General features: G+C 42.8%; 16 protein-coding genes, 1 tRNA gene and 1 riboswitch. Of the genes, 7 read left to right on the top strand and 10 right to left on the bottom strand.

The window, feature by feature from the left end; genetic code table 11:
• Positions 1-27: 27 nt before the first annotated feature.
• The 3 genes from DN068_RS05125 to pnuC are packed head-to-tail and all read right to left on the bottom strand — an operon-like array spanning position 28 to position 1,774.
• Entirely contained in the window at positions 28-558 is a 531-nt protein-coding gene (locus DN068_RS05125; protein WP_243630108.1) for an AAA family ATPase, read from the bottom strand.
• The gene (locus DN068_RS05120) at positions 555-1,229 is read right to left on the bottom strand and encodes a phosphatase PAP2 family protein (protein ID WP_243630110.1); all 675 of its coding nucleotides are present in this window, start codon (positions 1,227-1,229) and stop codon (positions 555-557) included. Before DN068_RS05120 ends, DN068_RS05125 begins: the two co-directional genes overlap by 4 nt.
• The gene (pnuC, locus tag DN068_RS05115; RefSeq protein WP_110997815.1) at positions 1,142-1,774 is read right to left on the bottom strand and encodes a nicotinamide riboside transporter PnuC; all 633 of its coding nucleotides are present in this window, start codon (positions 1,772-1,774) and stop codon (positions 1,142-1,144) included. Before pnuC ends, DN068_RS05120 begins: the two co-directional genes overlap by 88 nt.
• Positions 1,775-2,059: 285 nt before the next feature.
• Here pnuC and DN068_RS05110 point away from each other — a divergent pair, with 285 nt between their 5' ends.
• Both DN068_RS05110 and DN068_RS05105 read left to right on the top strand, forming a co-directional pair.
• Positions 2,060-3,439: a PQQ-dependent sugar dehydrogenase gene (locus DN068_RS05110; RefSeq protein WP_110997814.1), complete on the top strand. Its 1,380-nt coding sequence runs from the start codon at positions 2,060-2,062 to the stop codon at positions 3,437-3,439.
• Positions 3,440-3,548: 109 nt separating this feature from the next.
• Positions 3,549-3,621: transfer RNA gene (locus DN068_RS05105), tRNA-Phe, on the top strand.
• Between the two features lie 140 nt (positions 3,622-3,761).
• On the opposite strand, the gene DN068_RS05100 is transcribed toward DN068_RS05105, so the two are convergent.
• Together DN068_RS05100 and DN068_RS05095 are read right to left on the bottom strand one after the other, a co-directional pair.
• Entirely contained in the window at positions 3,762-5,528 is a 1,767-nt protein-coding gene (locus DN068_RS05100) for a T9SS type A sorting domain-containing protein (RefSeq protein ID WP_110997813.1), read from the bottom strand.
• Positions 5,529-5,631: 103 nt separating this feature from the next.
• Positions 5,632-5,822, bottom strand: a riboswitch (cobalamin riboswitch).
• Between the two features lie 106 nt (positions 5,823-5,928).
• A complete protein-coding gene (locus tag DN068_RS05095; protein WP_110997812.1) occupies positions 5,929-7,692 on the bottom strand; it encodes a T9SS type A sorting domain-containing protein in 1,764 nt (587 codons plus the stop codon).
• A gap of 1,128 nt (positions 7,693-8,820) precedes the next feature.
• Between DN068_RS05095 and DN068_RS21940 the strand changes: the two genes are divergently transcribed.
• From DN068_RS21940 to DN068_RS05075, 5 genes are all read left to right on the top strand, one after another.
• Positions 8,821-9,129 (top strand): hypothetical protein, encoded by a 309-nt coding sequence (locus DN068_RS21940; protein ID WP_123985236.1) that lies wholly within the window; start codon positions 8,821-8,823, stop codon positions 9,127-9,129.
• A gap of 354 nt (positions 9,130-9,483) precedes the next feature.
• Positions 9,484-10,212 (top strand): DUF481 domain-containing protein, encoded by a 729-nt coding sequence (locus DN068_RS05090; protein WP_207798857.1) that lies wholly within the window; start codon positions 9,484-9,486, stop codon positions 10,210-10,212.
• 277 nt (positions 10,213-10,489) lie between these two features.
• The gene (locus DN068_RS05085; protein WP_110997810.1) at positions 10,490-11,233 is read left to right on the top strand and encodes an ImuA family protein; all 744 of its coding nucleotides are present in this window, start codon (positions 10,490-10,492) and stop codon (positions 11,231-11,233) included.
• A 2-nt stretch (positions 11,234-11,235) separates the two neighbouring features.
• Positions 11,236-12,735: a Y-family DNA polymerase gene (locus tag DN068_RS05080; protein WP_110997809.1), complete on the top strand. Its 1,500-nt coding sequence runs from the start codon at positions 11,236-11,238 to the stop codon at positions 12,733-12,735.
• A gap of 5 nt (positions 12,736-12,740) precedes the next feature.
• Positions 12,741-15,923 (top strand): error-prone DNA polymerase, encoded by a 3,183-nt coding sequence (locus tag DN068_RS05075; RefSeq protein WP_110997838.1) that lies wholly within the window; start codon positions 12,741-12,743, stop codon positions 15,921-15,923.
• 151 nt (positions 15,924-16,074) lie between these two features.
• Here the strand turns inward: DN068_RS05075 and DN068_RS05070 are convergent, their stop codons facing one another.
• The 5 genes from DN068_RS05070 to DN068_RS05050 form a co-directional block, all read right to left on the bottom strand.
• Complete coding sequence (locus DN068_RS05070; RefSeq protein WP_123985235.1) at positions 16,075-17,325, bottom strand: hypothetical protein; 1,251 nt, start codon at positions 17,323-17,325, stop codon at positions 16,075-16,077.
• Positions 17,326-17,409: 84 nt separating this feature from the next.
• Positions 17,410-17,610, bottom strand: coding sequence for a hypothetical protein (locus DN068_RS21935; protein ID WP_123985234.1), 201 nt, complete (start codon positions 17,608-17,610; stop codon positions 17,410-17,412).
• Between the two features lie 36 nt (positions 17,611-17,646).
• Positions 17,647-18,417 (bottom strand): LytR/AlgR family response regulator transcription factor, encoded by a 771-nt coding sequence (locus tag DN068_RS05060; protein WP_110997806.1) that lies wholly within the window; start codon positions 18,415-18,417, stop codon positions 17,647-17,649.
• Positions 18,393-19,454 carry a histidine kinase gene (locus DN068_RS05055; RefSeq protein WP_110997805.1) on the bottom strand — a complete coding sequence of 354 codons (1,062 nt, stop codon included), beginning with the start codon at positions 19,452-19,454 and terminating at the stop codon, positions 18,393-18,395. Before DN068_RS05055 ends, DN068_RS05060 begins: the two co-directional genes overlap by 25 nt.
• Before the next feature lie 7 nt (positions 19,455-19,461).
• Positions 19,462-20,574: a sensor histidine kinase gene (locus DN068_RS05050; RefSeq protein ID WP_165836284.1), complete on the bottom strand. Its 1,113-nt coding sequence runs from the start codon at positions 20,572-20,574 to the stop codon at positions 19,462-19,464.
• Positions 20,575-20,791: the final 217 nt, after the last annotated feature.

Below are 20,791 nucleotides of genomic sequence, written 5' to 3'. Positions count from 1 at the left end.
GGAACAAAGAAATAAAATTAAAGCTGATTAATGCACCTTAAACATATTCTTAATAGCCAGACTGGCGGCGCTCAATCTTTCAGTCTCAGTTCCACGAACGTCAATCCATGGTACACCGCTGTTCATCACAATATCTCTGTAGACATTATAGAAATGATTGCGCATTTCTTCGTCGGGATGTTCCCTTAATGGATCATCTTCCCAGGTCACATCAATATAGGTGAGTAAATACAAATCGTATTTCCGTTGTGCAATCTGCTCCAGTATCCAATTATCGCAACGGCCGTATTTATGCTCGCTCCAGACTTTTAAAACATACAGATCAGTATCACAGACCAATATATCTTTTGCATTTACCCCAGCTTCCTCTTCCAGAGCCAGTTGACCTTTAGCAATCGTCAGTAAATCTTCTTCCTCATAAAAACCATCCTGTGCTATCAGATAATCACGTGCAAATTCAGGAACCCAAACGGTATTGAATGCTTTGGCCAGATCTGCACTCAAAGTACTTTTGCCCGTTGATTCCGGCCCGATAACTACAATTTTCTTGATACTCAAAATGTTTCCGGTTTCTTAGTTGCTTGCTTACGATGTTGCAACCATTGCGTGCCTTTGTAAGTAATCCAGGAAGAAGCAACGCCAATAACGGCGCCAGCTGCTACATCTGAAGGATAGTGCATGCCGAGGTACATACGGGAATAACCGATAGCTCCGGCGTATAAAAATGAAGGGGCGATGACATACCATTTCGGGCACTGCAAACTAAGTGAGGTTGCCAGCGAAAATGCGGTAGATGTATGGCCTGAAGGAAAAGAATATTCATTAGTGTGGGAATCGGAAATTACCTGCTCCGGATATTTCTGAAATGGACGCTCCCGCTTTACGGTGTTCTTCAAAATATAGGTAGCACCGAGTGTGACGGTGAGGCCTGCAGCCATTTGCCAGCCATTTGTCTGCCATGTTTTATCATGAGCCAGATAGCCGTAAGCCAGTTCGCCTATTACAGCACCAGCTGCTACCGGATAAATTGTATTGGATATTCCGTTTGCCACTTGCACACCGGTGGTTGTTCTGCCGGACTGTATTGATTCCAGCATACGCAATTCCATATTCTGGGCATGCGCTGCGGGCAATAACCAGATCAGGAAGACAAGACTGATGACTGCGGAGCGGACTGTGTACGCAAAAGTTTTTTCCATTCGTAGAAACCAAAAATAGCTACAATAAATAATAAAACAGTGAGCAGGGCGGTAAGCGGCAGCTGTTTGTGAACATACAGCGGTATCGCGGCCAGGTTGGAAATATTGAGCAGAATCCAGTTCTCGATTTTATGTTTTGCCAGCAACCACATGCCACTCCAGGCTGTAGCAGAAACAAATGCATCCCATAATGGCACATCGGAATTAGTAAAACTTCGCAGAATCAAATAAAGGAACGCCCATCCTATCCCGGCTATTAATAACGCAATAATCCATTCTTTAGTATTTGAACGATGAATGGTAATGGCTGTACCTTTTTTACGGGTCCAGAGAATCCAGCCATAAATGCTCATAACCAGATAGTAACCATTTAGCAAAGCATCTGCATAAAGCTTTACCGTCCAGAAAATGACGATATAAATTACAGTACTGACAATACCGGTCGGATACAAACCAACTTTATTTCCCCGTGCTAATAACACGCTCAACACCCCAAAAACCATGGCAATCCATTCCCATGGAGAAGTTTCCTGCAGCTGCGCTATAAAAATCTGAAACCAGGCTTGTAAACTCATGAGGCACAAATTTAGTTGACAGTGAACAGTTGACAATTGACAGTTACGCTCATTTTTCTAAAATTTTTCCGCAAAGACGCGTAAGAAACTGAAACGCAAAGCTCATACTGTAAATAAAAAAGTCTCGCGACGGCACTAAGGCGCAAGAACATGTAATGCATTAAAGTCTGGCATTTCACGTTTCACCATTTCTTGAATTTTTATTTTTTTAATTAGTTGATTTACAGCAGCAGCAGAGGCACCATTTTTATACTATGTAACTTTGTATTGTAAATACTCCATCTCATGAAAACGATATTTTACACTTTGGGTTTGTTACTGGTGCTGGTGAGTGAAAAGACACAAGCACAGCTTAATTTCTCAACGCGGGTGGTAAAAGATTCGCTCTTTATACCTTGGGAAATCATTTATGGTCCGGATAATCACATCTGGTTCACGCAAAAGAACGGGTATGTCTGCCGGCTGGAGCCTACGACTGGCCAAACGGATACACTTTACCATGAAACGGATACGTATATACTGGGCAGCGGCGAAGGTGGCATGCTGGGAATGGCACTCGATCCAAATTTCAACACAACGCCATATGTGTATGTAGACTATGAGTACCTGCAACCAGGCACTACCAATTACCGCGAACGCGTGGTGAAATTTACTTACGGAGCAAATACGCTTTCCAATCCGCAAATCTTAATCGACAATATCATTGGCGCCACGTACCACAATGGTGGCCGGATTTTGATTGTAGGCGATAAATTATTCATTTCTACGGGTGATGCTACCATTGGCCCTAATGCACAAGATCTGCAATCGCTCAACGGGAAAATATTACGCATCAATCTCGATGGCACGATTCCCGCCGATAATCCCATTGCGGGTAGTCCCATCTGGGATTGGGGACATCGCAACGCAGAAGGACTCGTTTATGCCAACGGAAAACTCTATAGTTCAGAACACGGGCCAGACACAGATGATGAGATCAATATTCTCGTGTCCGGTCGCAACTATGGCTGGCCAACAGTTGCAGGATTTTGCGACTTGCCTGCAGAACAGACTTTCTGCATAGATTCTAATGTGGTAGAGCCACTTTATGCCTGGACCCCAACGATTGCTCCTTGCGGCATCGACTATTACGACCATCCGATGTTTCCTGCATTGCAAGGCTCATTGCTGATGGCTTCGCTAAAGGATATGCACTTGTACCAACTGGTGCTGAATGCGGCGAAAGACTCCATTGTAAGCGCTCAAATATTAAGCAGTATTAGCTTTGGTCGCTTGCGGGATATCTGCATTTCGCCTGCCGGGAGCATTTTTATTTCTACCAGCAATTCAGATGCGAGCGGTACTGGCGCCAAAGTGGATCGAATCATTGAGATTTATGATGGCTCGTCGACAGTCGTAAACCTAACTAACGAAGCAGGAATAGTGACGCTTTACCCAAATCCGGTGAAGGATGATATTAATCTCTTATTTGGACCTGGCACATTAAACAAAGAATGGCGCTACCACATAACGAACACTCAGGGACAGATTTTAAAAGAAGGAAAATTGCTGCCCCAATCTGCTAATCAACAGATTTTCACATCAAATCTGCCTTCCGGAGTATATTTTTTTACTTTATGGGACAACCGCAAAGCCTTTTCAGTACAGCGTTTTGCTAAATTCTAAAGAGCGGTGAATGAATATTTTTCTGGAATAGTTTTGGAAAAATGAAACCCGTTGCTATCTTTGCATTCCCAAACAAAACGGGTATATCCCGAAAACGAATGGGAAAAATGGTGCGGTAGCTCAGTTGGTAGAGCAAAGGACTGAAAATCCTTGTGTCGCCGGTTCGATCCCGGCTCACACCACACAAAAGAAAGCCTTCCAGATTCTGGAGGGCTTTTGTGTTTTTAGGCAAAACCTCAGCTCCTGAGGAGAGCCCAACTCTTCAAATAAAATGGCCGGAAGAAAATATTCCTCCGGCCATGATTCAAAAGCTGCTGTATGTTTAGTGACTGATCACCACTTTCTGCACCGTTACCTGTCCAGTCTGACGATCATATATTGTAGCGTAATAAATACCGCTTGTCAATTGTGCTACTGGCAAAATATAATCAGCATCTCTGCTCGTTACTTTCGCCACTTCCCGGCCAATTATATTACTCAAGGAAAGCGTCCATTCTGCTCCATTTTCAATATGCACGTGTAATTGATTCACTGCAGGATTCGGAGCGATTGTTACTGCAAACTTCCCAGACTGCATACCCGGCACGGAAGAAGTATTACAAACCACATTAAGAGTCTGTGTTTGGCTGGTAACATTTGCACTGCTATCGGTATAAGTCCAGATCACGGTATAGGTGCCGCCGTTTGCATACGTAAGCGGACTGGTCGTCGTTGCGGTAATTAAACCCAGACAATTATCGGTAGCAGTAGGTTTATTAGTTATCGTATAAGGACAGTTAACCGTAAGTACTGGCAGTGATAAAATATCCGGAACTGGTGGTATCGTATCCGCCACGATCACACTTTGCGTCTGCGTGGTAGTACCTACTGCATTTGTATAAGTCCAGATAACAGTATAACTGCCCTGCGCGGCGTACGTGAGTGGCGATGTTGTAGTACCTGTAATAGTAGCTGTGTCTGAAGTCGCAGTCGGCGCTATTAAGGTTACCCCACACTGTCCTTTAACTACAGGGAGATTCGTCACAGTTGGAACAGGCGGAATCAGCGCTGGAGACGTCGTCAATGCGAGTTCATTGACAATCTGACAACCTGTAATAAGGCCTGTAGCAATGGTTGAGAAAGTAGTGCCATCAATTACTTCGTACAGCGAGTTGGCTGCATAACTATTCGCACTGCCAATAGCAAAATCTCCGCTTGTTGGATCTACAGTAAATGATTTCCCATAGGCGAATCCTGATGCAGTACCACCCAATGTACTTGTATAAACCGGAGTAGTAGGAATATTAGGGTTAAGAATATTGTAGATATGCACCGATTTTCCTGAGAGGAAATACAGCTTGTTGTTATAATAGCGAAGCTGCGCAGCATTGGTGACGCCAGTAAATACAATAGCAGTATTCAGAAAATCATTGTTGAGCACATCCATTCTTACGACAGCAGATGTGCTGCTGGATTTACCCAGTATCCACATTTGCTTATTAGCCGTATCATATTGGAGTCCTGCAATAGAACCAAGACCAGGCAATATTGTACCCACAACGGCATTTGTGGCCGTATCAATCTTCACGATTTTAGAGGACATTGCTACATACATATATCCATTTGCCGACGCCATATAGGTAGCATAAGAGGAGATACTACTCGAAGGATCTGCAACAGTTGTCAGCGTGTTGTTGATAAGGTCTACCAGCTTGATGGTATTGCCTTGCGCATAGCTTATATACACCTTAGTAGCACTTGCTTTACCCATACATTGTCCGCCTGTAATGGCAAACGTTTTGACACTATCAAAAGCTGGGAAATTGGCAATTGCGATTTTACTGGTGCTGGACTTTGAGGTGAATACCGCTTTGTTACCTGCGATTTCAAAATCCTGAAGCACATCAAAACCTGTAGCGCCATTTGCTGTCTGGTATAGCGGAGCAGACACTGTCACAATAGTATCGAAACCTTTAGAAACTTTAAAAACATCGCCGTTGGGCGTTCCGAAATTGCCTTCGGCCACGGCATACATTATAAAAGGTTTTGTCTGGCCATTTGTCCAATGCGCAGCACATAATAATAAAGCACCGAGTAGGAGTTTTTTCATTTTTATTGTTTATCTGATTTAAAATATCCATGACGGAGATAAACAATAATAGCAGAGCTGCCAGCAGATGAAGCTTCTACATTTATGTTTTTTCTCCGAAAACGTAAATACAAAGCTTAAGGCAGGTCTCCTGGCTCGGTCCCTCTATACTACCTTCCCATGGCGACTTGCACCACAGTGGTATAACAGTATAGAAATAACAGACCTTACAGTTGCGGGAACAGCCCCTGATTTGAACAGGGTTCCCTTTTAATTCTTATTTTAAGTAAGAAACCAATAAGCGGCGCAAAGGTAGGCTATTCATTTTATTATCGGCACTTGTTTTTAACATGAATCATACAACGCTAAAAAAAATCTCCGCACAAGGCGGAGATTAGCACAAAATATTTACCAAATTTCTTTACTGCTTCACCACCTTTCTGGCATCGATTGATTTGCCATTCAAAGAAGTGTTAAGCATATAAATACCAGCAGGAATATTTGCGAGATTATCGGTCTGTAATGTATGGTCACCCTTAGTAAGCGTTTCTATGTGTGCCCAAACTACGCGACCTAAAAGATCACTTACAGCTGTGTGCACTTCGCCGTCTTCCGGAAGCGTAAGGGAAACATGAATCACATCTTTAAACGGATTTGGTTGCACCTGTACTTCATTTCCCAATTGTTTCACACTTGTCACAGGACCACATACCGGGCGAACATCCGATGTATTGCCAGTAGTTCTGTACACCGAATTATCGTTCCATTTATGAAACGCATGATTCAGATAAAAAGTATAGCTTGGATCTCTGTAGAAATAAGTTGTGTACAGAAAATTAGGAGACATATCGTATTTCGCGTCGCTGTTTTTGCTGAGTGCAATCGGACCTATGTAATAGTCGTATAAATTGAATGGATAAAAAGTATTGACGCTATTACTATTGTAAGAATTTGGAATGGTATAATAATCAGGATCATTGAACAAGCCTGTGCCATCTTCTCTCATATGCACGCCTACAAACATGCCGCCATCCTGCGCCTGATTAACCTGATTGTACCAGGCCACATAAATCTGATCGGTAGGAAATCCATTTCCTCCTTCGCCATAATAGAGCGCAGGGAAAACCGGATATTCATCCAGGCATGGCACATTTCCCAAACTACCGTCAGTTAAGTTTACAGTCGTTGGTATACCTGCAGAATGATAATCTATATGGCGAACAAAAATCCCATCCGAAGGCAATGCATTTGGGCCGCCATTAGACGAAGTGGTGTAGCAATAAGCATAAGCCCAGTTATCTACATCATAGTGATCCGGACAATCGATTATCGGGCGGATGTAACGGAAGAAATTGTTCGTAGTTGTCGGCAGCTGGTTGATATCTTGAATGGCCGGAGCAATCGGAGGCGTTGACGGCGCAGTAAGCAGCGTGCCAAAATCCATCATTGACTCTGTGATTCTGTAATTGCCCGGATTATAATACACATAGTGCACGCTCAACGGACCCGAACCCGCATGGCTAATGGCAACATCAGGACAAAGATTACCGGATGTTCCTGCCAATGGAATAGACTGTCCAACCACCAGAGAACCGGTTGAAGAGTTCGCCACACGTGTTTCGATGCCCTGCGGTGTTGCATAAGCAACCGCTACACCATACCCCTTATGGCAGTCCATACTGATGCGACCATCACCACCGATATTGGTTGATAAAATAAGACTGCCCCAAAACGACACAACAGGGCTCCCGTTGGTGACTTTGTAGATATCTAACATATAGGCCGATGTAGATCCGCCTGTAGAACGATAAGAGATCAGGATTAACGGCTGTGTGCCAACGGTGATAGAACCTACGGAGATTTCATCGCCATGCACGCCAATCGTGTTTTGATACAGTATGTTGGTAGGATCACCAGGTGCAGTAAACTGATAAGTAACTTCTCCGGGAGTGGCAAGCGCAGACCAACCTGCAAGATACATATCCGTCATGCCATACATCGTTTCTATGTTTATTATAGAGTAGTTATGCGTCTGACGGATATTAGGCGTGGTTCCCATAGTACTCCCGTTAAAATTGAAACTGTAACCCGTGGGGGGAAGAAAGTTCTGTGCATAGTCAGGAAATGCAAGGCAACTCGCGCATAGCGTTGCCACTGCCGCAAAGGTTTTGCGTAGTGTTTTCATAAGTGATGGTTTTTGTGATTAGAAAAATAGGAGATTTATCTAATGTTTCAAAGTGAGTGGCGAATTAATACGATAGCCGCAAAAGCAAAAGTGACTATTTATGCATGAATAAAATAAATTATCCACAGTCCTGTGAGTAATTAAACTATTTGGTTCAATTTTTCAGTTCTACTTTTGAAAAAATAACTCTTTACCTTCAAAAAGGCTCTTTACTGCCAAAGGGACAGAATTATTTACAATTTGTCATTTTTTTGTTTGAAATACAACTTATGTATAAACAGGATGATGTATATTTGTAGAAGCTCTTTATAATATTTTTAATAAGAAACGAAAAAACCCGGTTGGGGAACCGGGCAATAAGGATTTTGGTGATTAGCAGTACAAATCTAGTATTATTCTTCTTTCACGCAATACTTTATCTTATAGATATTTCCGATCTCCTTTTATTCTTTTCTTTTTCAAAATAAGGCATATCTATATATGCAGGCATAAGCCCCGCCTCAAAGAGGGATGGTTTAATGTAAATATGTTTAAGCAATGGTAATTGCAGACAACACAATTTACAAGGGCGACGCATGTTCTGTTTGCCACGGTAAGGGATTCATTTTCCGCCGGTGTATAAACAGAAATGGAGTGACTATATGTCACCCCACTAAGTGCTATAAAATCCCTTGTCCAAATTGTAACAAGTGATTAGTCGAACAATCGCACTTAAGTCCAAGCACGAAATATATAAGGCTTGGCATCAAGACCTCCGCGCCAACGGGGGTCTTTTTTTATGTAAATTAATTTTGAATATTCCTCATTTCGACATTTAAAACGAGACACTTAAATTTTCGAGAAGCCTTTTATTAATCCTAGTCTTTGTGAAATCGGTGCGCAAAGGTAACAACCTTTTCTGTACTATCAACTTTCGAGTGTAATATATAGATATTTATCATTTCGGCCCAACTTTTTTCCGATGATTTTACAATGCTTTTACTTTTCCTCCCATAATCATCCTCCTAGTTTTAAACCAAAAAACCATTCCGTGGCTATACATATCCATGAAAGATCCGTCCTAATCTCCGCACATTATGCGGAGATTAACCCCTCTATTCTCCGCATTTCCTCAAAAGAGAAAACCTCATGACTGCAGAAATCGGTACAGCTCCAATAATAGTTAGCTATAAATACAGAGAAGGCTGGAATACTCCAGCCTTCTCTGTGCTATTTTTGAAATGCGATAAATGCTTATTAAATCACTCAATTAGTCACTTCTTCTTTTTTGAGATTTTAGTCTTTGCCTTTGCAGACGACTCAGTGATAATTCCTGCTGCAATAAGAAACGCCAATGCACTTTTCTTCGATTTGATAGCCTGGGCAGTAGCCTCTTTTATAGCCTTAACTTGCCTATCTACGGTAGTCTGTATCATTGTTAAGGATTTTGATCAGTAAATACTCATTAATTTTTGTGCCGGTACAGTCGATCAACTCACGCGAAATTAATTGTGTTTCGAACAATAAAAGCACAATATGTTATGACAGTTGTGTGCCAACAAAATTGATACAAATAATAGGACAAAACAAATTAAAAAATGAAAAGACAAACTAAAATTGACTAACCAATCACATCAAATTAATAAACTTCTTTCAAACTCGCGCGTTCATTTAATCTCCGCAAACCATGCGGAGATTATCCCCATTATTCTCCGCATTTATCCAAAATCAAACACATTTCATCTAATCAAATCCTTCATTTAGCCCCTATGGCGCTATTTTTGTGCCCGTCCAGACATAATGCTACCTTTTGTGAGAAAACTACTTTTAGGAATAACACTGCTTTTAAACTCATTGATTTGCTTCAGCCAGTACAATGATAGTACCAGATATTACACGGGATTGATCTCTACCGGAAGCTATAATAAAACAGACGGAAGCCGCTCTTATCTGCTGACGAACAAACTGAATGCGGGCGTCAGAAGAAAGGATGTGGAACTCAACTTCAATAACACCTGGGTCTACGGCGCGGCTGATGATGCGCTTACGAACAATGATTTCAACTCCAATTTCAATTGCAATTTATACAAACTGGCACCGCATGCTTATTACTGGGGACTCGGCGCTTATACCACAAGTATTTCACTGAAAGTAAATAATCAATATCAGGCTGGTGGCGGACTTGCGTATAATATCATCGACCGGGGAAAAATAAAATTCAACGTGAGCGATGGTCTGATCTATGAAAACAGCGACATCTTCACAAGCGATACTATTCGCGATAAATATCATACCGGCCGTAACTCGCTGCGCGTACAATTAAAAGCTGATACGGGCATTTTCAAACTCAACGCGAGTGCTTATCTCCAAAATTCGCTCTGGACTAAAAACGACGTGATTGTAAAGGTAGATGCAAGCCTTACCGTCAGGATTATCAAATGGCTTTCGGTGACGATGGCTTATAGTTATAACCGGGTGAGCAGAACGGGCAGGGAGAATACTTTGCTGACTTATGGCCTTACGCTGGAGCATTATTATTAAAAAGGCTATTCCCAATTTCTTCGAATTCTAAATTTTTTCCCGGTAAAAAAACGGGATAAATTTTCGTGTTTTTATCTAAGATCATTCTTTATTGCAAGCAGTTAATGTTCAACATTTTCACTGTGTGCAAAGCCTTTCTCATCGCCACTTCCAATAAACTTTAATTTTTTTCTTCTCCGCCACTTTGTTATTATTGAGATCAACACAATGATACTAAAGATATCAACCTGTCATCTGAATTCACGCAAGCATGAAAACCAATGGCTAAACCTTTTTTATGGATCAGGATGCGGCGAAACCAGATATTATCCAGCGGCTTCAGAAAGAAGTTTTTTCGCTGCAGGGCTTTAAAACTCCCTGCGGTAATAATCGTCTGCAAACTGGTTTAGGCATCATTGAAAAAGCTTTTCCGTACGAACGTTTTCCCACTGGCGCTGTTCATGAACTGCTAAGTTATGCGCCGGAACATGCTGCGGCAACGAATGGTTTTTTAGCTGCATTAGCCGGCAAGTTTTTAAAACCGGGTGGTTGTTGTTTTTGGATTGGTACGAAGCGAACCATTTATCCACCTGCATTGAAATCATTTGGCATTGATCCGGAACGAATCATCTTTATTGATGTAGCGAAAGAAAAAGAAGCGTTGTGGGCATTTGAAGAAGCGCTGAAATGCGAATCGCTGGCACTTGTAATTGGTGAGTGGACGGAGCTGAGTTTTACACAATCCCGACGGCTGCAATTGGCCGTAGAGCAAAGCCATGTTACAGGTTTCGTTCATCGCTATGCTCCTAAAACAGAAAATAACACCGCTTGTATAGCGCGCTGGAAAATTACTTCGCTGGCAAGCAATACAGCAGACGAAATGCCAGGAGTTGGATTTCCACGCTGGCAGGTAACGCTTGATAAAGTACGCAATGGCAAACCAGGCTCCTGGAATCTGGAATGGTCGGACAATCGTTTTAAAATACTTACAACTCAACCAGGCACAACAACACAAATTATTCCGATTCGAAAAACTGGTTGACGATGCAGCAACGATTTATGGCAATATGGTTTTATCACCTGACGACCAACTGGTGGGTTCGCAAACACCCGGAGCTAAAGGACGTACCTTTTGTGCTCTCTGCTTCCGAACGCGGTCGCATTGTTGTAACAGCAGCCAATGAAAAAGCACAGGCGAAAGGCATCACTAAAGGTATGGTAGTAGCGGACTGCAGAGCTATATTTCCAACCTTACAAGTATTTGACGACCTGGAAGGGCAGGCAGAAAAACTGCTTCATGCTTTTGCGGAATGGAGTTTACGTTATACTCCGGTGGCGGCTATTGATTTATCCGACGGACTGATTTTAGATATCAGTGGTTGCGCGCATTTATGGGGTGGCGAGGAAAATTACCTGAAAGACATTATCCAAAAACTGAACGGTTATGGTTACCATGTTCGCGCTGCAATCGCTGATACAGTGGGCGCAGCATGGGCTGTGGCAAGATATGGCCGGACTTATCCGATCATTCCTCCGGGTCAACAAAAAGAAGCTTTACTGGGATTGCCGCCAGTTGCTTTGCGCCTGGAAGAAACCACTATCGATCGGTTGAAAAAACTCGGATTGTATACCGTCCAGCGATTTATTGATATGCCGCGCAGTTCACTACGGCGGCGTTTCGGAGTTGCACTACTTTCCAGATTAGATCAGGCATTAGGATTGGAAAAAGAAATTATTCAGCCCATACAGCCAGCACAACCTTACCAGGAACGATTACCAAGCTTTGAACCAATACGTACAGCACCTGGCATTGAGATTGCGCTACGGCGCCTGCTGGAAGCACTTTGTACAAGATTAGGCTGTGAAGAAAAAGGATTGCGACATGCCATTTTCAAAGGATATAGAATTGATGGTGCGTTACAGCAAATATCCATCGGCACCGGAAAGGCATCACGCAATGTAGAACATCTGTTCAAGTTATTTGAGCTGAAAATTGCCAGCATAGAACCAGACCTGGGCATTGAATTGTTCCTGCTGGAAGCACCAGTCGTAGAAGATCTTACATCTGAACAAGAAGCACTATGGGCAGTTTCAGGGAGCCATGATGAAGTCGTCATTGCGGAATTACTCGATAAGATTGCAGGCAAAATCGGGGCAAATGCTATTCATCGATTTTTACCAGCAGAACATTACTGGCCGGAATGGTCATTCGTACAAAGCACATCCTTACAAGAAAAACCGCAAACCGAATGGCGCATCGATCAGCCAAGACCAGTGCACCTGCTGCCAGTACCAGAACCAATCAACGTGACTGTACCGATTCCCGATTATCCGCCAATGTTGTTTCATTACAAAGGCACGCTGCATAAAGTAAAAAAAGCGGATGGCCCGGAACGCATTGAACGCGAATGGTGGATAGATGCCGGCGAACATCGCGACTACTATTGTGTGGAAGATGAAAACGGTGCGAGGTACTGGCTATTTCGTCTGGGACATTATGCTTCCGGCGAACCAAAATGGTTTTTACATGGATTTTTTGCGTGAATGATATGAATTATACAGAACTACAAGTAACAAGCAATTTCAGCTTCCTGCGCGGCGGCTCTCATCCCGAAGAACTCGTGGAACAGGCTGCCGCATTGGGCTATACAGCCATTGCAATTACCGATCATAATACGCTTGCTGGTATTGTACGTGCACATGCAGCAACCAGAGGAAAAAATATCCGTATCATACCTGCATGTAGATTGGATTTGGCAGATGGACCATCATTACTGGCTTATCCAACAAATAAAGAGGCTTATGCCAATTTATCAGCATTACTTACCACAGGTAATCGCCGTACAGAAAAAGGTAAATGCGACATAAAGAAAGCAGATGTATACCAATATGCTGAAGGAATAAAATTTATTACTGTACCACCTTCCAAACTCAATACCAGCTTTGATTTTGAACCTACATACAAAGCAGCGTTACAAGAATATAAAACCAGACTTGGCAAACATCTTTACCTCGGTGCCATTCGGACATATCAAGGTGATGATGGAAAAAAACTATACCGGCTGGCGCAATTATCGGAACAATTAGGCATCCCAATGGTAGCCACAAATGACGTGTACTATCATGATCATGAACGACGAGAATTGCAGGATGTGCTGACTTGCATTCGTGAAAAATGCACCATCTATAATGCAGGCTACAAACTATGCCAAAATGCAGAACGTTTCTTAAAACCAGAAAAAGAAATGGAACGTTTGTTTGCACAATATCCCGATGCGATTCAACGTACGCAAGAGATTGCCGATGCTTGCCAGTTCTCCCTCGACAGTCTGAAATATGTTTATCCCGAAGAGCTGACGGAGGAAGGACGCACGCCTCAGGAGGAATTAGAGTTCCGGACATGGGAAGGAGCACGCGAAAAATTTCAGGATGGTATTCCTTCCAAAATTCATCAGACGATTTTAGATGAACTTGCATTTATTGCGCGTAAAAATTATAGTTCCTATTTTCTAACCGTATTTGATTACGTGAATTTCGCCCGCGGCGAAAAAATTCTTTGTCAGGGACGCGGTTCTGCAGCCAATTCCGTAGTGTGTTATTGTCTCGGCATTACTTCTGTTGATCCCACAAAAGTCAATCTTCTGTTTGCCCGATTTATGTCTGATGCACGTGATGAACCACCTGATATTGATGTGGATTTTGAACATGAACGGCGTGAAGAAGTAATGCAATATATCTTCAACAAATACGGCCGGGAGCGTGCCGCTATTGTAGCTACGGTAACGCAGGTACACAGCAAAGGTGCAATCCGCGATGTGGGTAAAGTAATGGGATTATCTGTAGATGCGATTAACCGCTTATCGAAATCGATGTGGGAATTTACAGAAGACTGGTACGAAGGCAAACGGATATCTGCCGAAGGCTTTGATGCCAACGATCTGCATTTGCGAAAAATACTGGATCTGACGCAACAATACATCGGCTTTCCACGCCAGTTGGGACAACATACTGGCGGCTTTGTGATCACGCAGGGGAAACTCACGGATCTCTGCCCCATCTTAAATGCCCGCATGGAAGATCGTACTTGTATTGAATGGAATAAAGATGATGTGGAAGCTTTGGGATTTATGAAAGTAGACGTACTAGCGCTTGGTATGCTTACCTGCATCCGGAAGGGTTTTGATTTAGCGAAGCTGCATTACGATTTGGATTTAACACTCGCAAACATTCCACAGGATGAAAAAGCAGTGTATGACATGATCAGTCATGCCGACACATTAGGCGTATTCCAGATTGAAAGCCGCGCGCAGATGTCAATGCTGCCACGTTTGCAGCCTAAAGATTTTTATGATCTGGTGATTGAAGTGGCAATCGTTCGTCCTGGGCCAATACAGGGCGATATGGTACATCCTTATTTGCGGCGACGCAGTGGATTGGAACTGGTTGAATACCCTTCAGCAGAGTTGGAAGCGATTCTAAAACGGACATTAGGAGTTCCATTATTTCAGGAACAAGCGATGGAGATTGCCATTGTTGCAGCAGGATTTACACCTGCAGAGGCAGATGGTTTGCGGAGAAGCATGGCAACCTTCAAAGCGAAAGGAAAAGTAAGCGACTGGAAGAAAAAACTTATCAGTGGCATGGTGGCGAAGGGTTATGAAGAAGAATTTGCAGCACGCGTATTTCGTCAGCTGGAAGGTTTTGGTAGTTATGGTTTCCCTGAAAGTCATGCTGCGAGCTTTGCTTTGCTGGTTTATATTTCTTCCTGGATCAAATGTTTTTACCCAGATGTATTTGCGGCAGCATTGCTGAATAGTCAGCCGATGGGATTTTATCAGCCGGCACAAATTGTAATAGATGCCCGAAAACATGGTGTAGAAGTGCGTCCGGTAGATATTAATTATTCTACCTGGGATAATTTACTGGAAGAAAAAACCGGAAAATATTGTCCGTTGCGTTTGGGGTTTCGTGAAATAAAAGGGATAAATGAAACCGATATTGAAATACTGGTTGCTGCCAGGGGCAATAGCTTTACGGATGTTTATCAATTATATGATGCCGGAATTTCCCCCGATGCATTGGAACGACTGGCCGATGCAGATGCGTTTCGTTCTATAGGGCTGGACAGAAGACAAGCGCTCTGGCAGGTAGCTGCGCTGAAAGATAGGCCTGTAGGCATGTACAAAGGACAACAACCAGAAGCGGAAGCTTCAGTAGCACTTCCGGAGATGACACTCGCCGAACACGTAGTGCAAGATTATGCCAGTACTACTCTTTCGCTGAAAGCTCATCCTGTAAGTTTTGCAAGGGAACGTCTGATGTTATTAGGTGCACAGCCAATCAGTATGCTTGACTGTTATAAAGATGGCGACAATATCGCGATTGCAGGTTTACCATTGGTTCGGCAACGTCCAGGAACGGCCACGGGCATCTGTTTCATCACTATTGAAGACGAGACAGGTTTTGCAAATCTGGTAGTATTCGAAAAGTTTTTTGAGAAATACCGAAAAGAAATCCTGCGTTCTCATCTATTAATGGTGGAAGGAAAAGTGCAGCGAGAAGGTGAAGTAACACACGTCATCGTCCGCCGCTGCCGCAATGTCTCGGTACTGCTGGACGAAATGGTTGCCAGTGAGGAAAAAGATCAATCAACATCAACTAACCGAAAGAAAAAAGCGCAAAGCGATGTGGTGCAAGGGGAGATCTTTCCGGGCGGAAGGAATTTTCATTGACGACACTTGTTGTCTGCATTTCATTTCTTAACGCCGAGTTTCCTTAGGCCGGTTGTGTTACGTAAACTCAGTAACAACAACAGCAACAAAAAGCCCGATACTAGAAAGTACCGGGCCTGTGCAAAAAAATGCTCTTTTGCTTGCTCATCCGTTATTTCGCAATAGCCACTTCCTGTCCATTTCTTTTTACCACAATCGTATTCGCAGCGTCCAGCAGTTCATTCAGCTTCTTTGGTAAATCACATTCTGAGAGCGATAATGTTGAAAGCGGTGCATCATCGATCTTTACTACTTCATCGGCACTACGCAGACCATTTGCATAAAAAGAAGATTTTGTTTCGATGAGTCCGATCACAAATTTTTGTTCATCGGTGAGGTGTCTGATGCATACCTCAGTGTGGGTTGGGGCTGGCTTTGGCAATGGATTGAAGAAGTAGATATCTTTTTTGTTCCAGTCGATCACTACTTTCTCGTATTGACGGGCAAACTTCAAACCCACGTTGCATGAATTTTTAGATGCCGGTTGTATGGTAATATTATCCGCACGAAAACTATCCTTTTCTGATTTAAAATTGGCATTGTCCCATTCATAAACCACACTATGTTTTTTAATAACACCATTCACATTGGCCATTGCAGCATATGCCTCATAAGTAAGCACATCCGGTTTTCCGGTTATCTTCCTGAACTGTTCTTTCGTACTGTCTACATCCAGCATTACATTACCAGTAAAACCGGTATCGAAGATCCCGCTGTACTCTTCACCATTTACTTTAATAGCGCAGTATGGATTTTGCTGAAACGGCAACGCCATAAATGACAGTTTACTACTGTATTTTTCCTGACTACTATAATCATAAGCGTCCTTCTGCGTTAATGTAAGTGTGCTGTTTATGAAATCAATAGTCACTACAAATTTGCTCAGGATATTGCTACCAATAAGTCCGCCCGCATCCAGACATTTAAAAGAAGAAACCTCCATATTATCGATACTCACGTGCTTCTGCTTCACTTGTATATCACCGAAGCTAAACACCACCGGATCTGCAGTCATCAGCATTTCTTTCTGTTTTCCTTTTTCACCCAATGCCACTTGTTTCACACTCACAGATTCTGTTTTCCAGTTTTTCCCTGCGGCGAAATCGGAAGTAAAAGAAGCGGAAGCGCCTGTATCAAAAATGAACTTTTTCTTTTCCGGTTTACTGTTACCAACCTGTACGCCTACTTCTGCTACGATCCAGCCAGACGCTATGGAGAATGGAATGGTAGCGCTGGTGACTTTTTTGGAAACCACATTACAGCTCGTGATTTTGTTTACAACTAAAATGTTTTGTACAATGCCGGCGCGGGCAATGGTGAACAAAAGAATGGCGGCGAGAAAAAGAAGAATTGCTTTTTTCATTGTTATCGTTTTTTTGATTGATGAATGTCTCATTGGAATTGTTTCAGCAAAAAAACGAAGAGAATAAGCGCACCTGGTACAGTTTTAGACGATTTGCGACGGGGCTTCGACCAGATTAATAAAACGTTCGGCCATCAACTGATCGATGTTTTTTGCACTTTCGTCGAAGAGATAATTGGCATTACGCAGGACCTCTCCTATCGTCGAGGTGACAAGCGTACGTTTATGGTTGCACTCCAGCACGTCATCCTGACGATAGGAGGGATCCCACCATAACACAAGCATCGCTGCACGATTCCAGACGTCAAATAAGCGGAGCCTTTATTTGCCTGACGCCACTGCCGCCAGCAACATTTCCCGATAAGTATTACTCACAGGAATCTGGTTTTTACCAAGGTGCACTATCGCGCCTTCTATGGCTTGAATGGCTTCGAGCGAGACAATGTAAGATTTATGAATACGCATAAAACGATTGGAAGGTAATTGATCTTCCATCCCTTTCATGGTTTGATGTATTACGATTGGCGTACCTGTTTTCAATTGCATTTTCAGATAGTCTTTCATTCCTTCAATAAATAGAATATCTGCGAAACTTACTTTCACCAGTTTATTATCTGCCTTTACGAAGAAATAATCTTTTTCCGGCTGCACTATTTTAAGATTTGACGCAGGCTCTGAAATCGCTACTGCTTTCACCTCTGGTAGTACGCCAGGCAATTGTTTCACCCGCGCAAAAACTTTATCAATCGCTTTAGAAAAACGTTGGAAAGAAATAGGCTTGAGCAGATAATCTACGGCATCCAACTCAAAGCCATCTACCGCATATTCAGGATAAGCAGTTGTAAAAATCACTGCAGGCGGTTCTTTCAGCGAACTTAGAAAATTCAGCCCGCTAATAACGGGCATATTGATATCGAGGAAAACAAGGTCGATCTGATGCTTGTGCAATGCCTCGAAAGCTTCCATTGCATTATTACAAACCTGCACCACACGCAGCGACGGAATCTTAGCGACATGTGTCTGCAACACTTCCTGAGCCAGCGGCTCATCATCTACAATCAGGCAGCTTAAAGTAGCGTTATCGGTGTGCATATATTGATACGGCGGTTATTTTCTTCCTGCTCTATTGTAAATGTACAATCCATATTAAATATTGTACTCAGTGATTCACGCAAATTTGTAAGAACTTCTGTTGCAGTATTATTACTCGTTTGCAGCTCTATAGTGATTTCCAGCTGGATTTCACTTATCAGCAGGTAAAAAACTAAAGACCATTCTTCATCACCGTCATACGTGCTAAATAACGCCTCCCCGATATTAATCAAAGTAAACGCAGGTATGGCTTTGCTTCCAGGATCGCCCACAACCGCCAATTCACAGCGATCACCATCAACCATCGTTGATTTCTGAAAATGAAACAACTGTTGCAATTGCTCTAGTTCTTCGGTTAGATAATTGCTGTTTTGGCTGAAGTACAACCGGTAACGGAGTATATCCGAGAAACTTACTAATGCATCAGGCGCCGCAGGGTTTTGTTGCTCCGCCAATAACGCAATACCATCTAATGAACGCATTACAAAATCGGGCTGCATACGGGTGCGTAATAATTCCTTTTCTGCAGCAAGACGTTGATAAATTTCCGTGTCTACAGAACGGTAAGTACCAACTCCTTCGGCCACCTCCATGAGGTACAAAATAAAAGACAAGATGAGAAAGGTGATCAGTGTATTTGTCAGCAAATCGCCATAGGTAGCCCAATCCAGCCCGTCATCTTCACGGTAAACCTGTGGAATAAACGGGTCCAGAAAATGATGAATCACAAGATCAACAGCAGGCAACAACAATAAGGTTCCAATTAATAGCAACCAAAAGCGGAAGTATTTACCTTGTTTAAAATAGTCAGGAACGAGACAGCGACAATAACAATAATAAACGATGATGTATAAACCCAGTTCATAAAAAAGCACATAAAACAATGCCCCGGGACTCAATGGTGACTGAGATTTCTCAATTGTTGCTACGCAATAAATAATGATCCAGACCAGCACGTGGATCGCCCAACGTCCACTTTTGAAATAGACGAAACGATTCTTATCCTCCAGCTCCTGTTTTATATAATCCTGCATCATGATTCAGCTATTGAGCGATGGTTAGTTGAAGACTGCTTATATACTCACGGTCCGTTTCGGTTATATTTAACTCATGCTTTCCCGGGTACAAAATCTGCAAACGACGCGCCACATTTACATTCCCAATACCGCCAACGCTTTTTACAGAAAGTGTATTCGCATCCTGTAACAATTGTTTGGAGTTACGTACGATAAACTCCAATTTATTTCCAGACACAGAAAGTTCTATATCAAGATTCGCATGCCCAACGCCTCCCTTCACGCCATGTTTGAAGGCATTTTCAACGAAATTAATCAGCAATAGCGGGGCTATTTTAATATCACTGGTATTGCCTTTCACCTGAAAATCGATTGTGGCCTCTTTCTCTCGAATCCGGAGCCGTTCCAGGCTGATGTAATTTTTGATAAAGGTGATTTCATCGTCAAGCAATACTTGTTCTTGTGTACAATCGTTGAGCATATAATCCAGCAGAGACTTCAGCCGCCCAATGACCGCAGCTGATGCCTGGTCTTGTTTTAAAACAAGCAGGTAAATATTATTCAGCGTGTTGAACAAAAAGTGCGGATTGATCTGTTGTTGCAGCAAAGCGAGCTCTGCCTTTAACTTATCGGCTATTGCACTTTCGTACCTGTTCAGCCCTTTTTGCTGATCATAGAGATCAATAAAATAATAGATAGCAAAGAAACTCCAACCCACGATGAGCATTTGTCCCAACGAATATCCCAATATCAATGCCGGTTGTTGCTGAAATATTTCGGGTACATCATGCAGGTTAAAATGATAATAGCGGCGGCGCAATACAAACAGCACAACCCACCACAATACGATATCTGCAAACATGCCCCAGAAAACAGGATGGAGCGCTTTTTGAAAGCGGCACAAAGGCACCACCAGCAGCAAAAAAGTATAGCTGAACCCTATTGTACAAAACATCAGGGTAAGAAAGTAGACGGAGAACGGATGATCAAAACTGGCCTGACCTGTTAGCTGCGCCAATACCCCTACAACGCACCATAGCAGCAAATGCAACACCCAGCGCCAGCGAGAAAATATCGCACTGAAATTGCGCGCTACTTCTTCTTTGTAAGTAGCTGGCATATGAAAAGGTATTGCCTGCATCTGGCTCATACTTAAAAGTAAAAACTAAATGGGTTCGCACCTCCTGCTTTCGACCTCCGAGCCTATATTTCGACGAAATAAGGTTTTCGACCGACGAAATGATGCTTCTGGTCAATAGTGGATGGTGGTGATTGGTCGAATAAGAAGCGCCAAAACATCGTATGATTTAAAAAGCCGCTCCTTGAGCGGCTCTCTATTCTGCATTCTTTACGTAATT

Origin of the sequence: Taibaiella soli (assembly GCF_003236175.1) — a bacterium.
GTDB lineage: Bacteria > Bacteroidota > Bacteroidia > Chitinophagales > Chitinophagaceae > QKTW01.
This window is presented reverse-complemented; position numbering and strand designations above follow the sequence as displayed.

Excerpts from the sequence above, each read along its gene's own strand:
- DN068_RS21940 (WP_123985236.1), top strand. The coding sequence starts at position 8,821 with ATGACTGCAGAAATCGGTACAGCTCCAATAATAGTTAGCTATAAATAC.
- DN068_RS05085 (WP_110997810.1), top strand. The coding sequence starts at position 10,490 with ATGGATCAGGATGCGGCGAAACCAGATATTATCCAGCGGCTTCAGAAA.
- DN068_RS05055 (WP_110997805.1), bottom strand. The coding sequence starts at position 19,454 with ATGATGCAGGATTATATAAAACAGGAGCTGGAGGATAAGAATCGTTTC.
- DN068_RS21935 (WP_123985234.1), bottom strand. The coding sequence starts at position 17,610 with ATGCTTGTGTTATGGTGGGATCCCTCCTATCGTCAGGATGACGTGCTG.
- DN068_RS05080 (WP_110997809.1), top strand. The coding sequence starts at position 11,236 with ATGCAGCAACGATTTATGGCAATATGGTTTTATCACCTGACGACCAAC.
- DN068_RS05095 (WP_110997812.1), bottom strand. The coding sequence starts at position 7,692 with ATGAAAACACTACGCAAAACCTTTGCGGCAGTGGCAACGCTATGCGCG.
- DN068_RS05110 (WP_110997814.1), top strand. The coding sequence starts at position 2,060 with ATGAAAACGATATTTTACACTTTGGGTTTGTTACTGGTGCTGGTGAGT.
- DN068_RS05070 (WP_123985235.1), bottom strand. The coding sequence starts at position 17,325 with ATGAAAAAAGCAATTCTTCTTTTTCTCGCCGCCATTCTTTTGTTCACC.
- DN068_RS05050 (WP_165836284.1), bottom strand. The coding sequence starts at position 20,574 with ATGCAGGCAATACCTTTTCATATGCCAGCTACTTACAAAGAAGAAGTA.
- DN068_RS05060 (WP_110997806.1), bottom strand. The coding sequence starts at position 18,417 with ATGCACACCGATAACGCTACTTTAAGCTGCCTGATTGTAGATGATGAG.
- DN068_RS05075 (WP_110997838.1), top strand. The coding sequence starts at position 12,741 with ATGAATTATACAGAACTACAAGTAACAAGCAATTTCAGCTTCCTGCGC.
- pnuC (WP_110997815.1), bottom strand. The coding sequence starts at position 1,774 with ATGAGTTTACAAGCCTGGTTTCAGATTTTTATAGCGCAGCTGCAGGAA.
- DN068_RS05100 (WP_110997813.1), bottom strand. The coding sequence starts at position 5,528 with ATGAAAAAACTCCTACTCGGTGCTTTATTATTATGTGCTGCGCATTGG.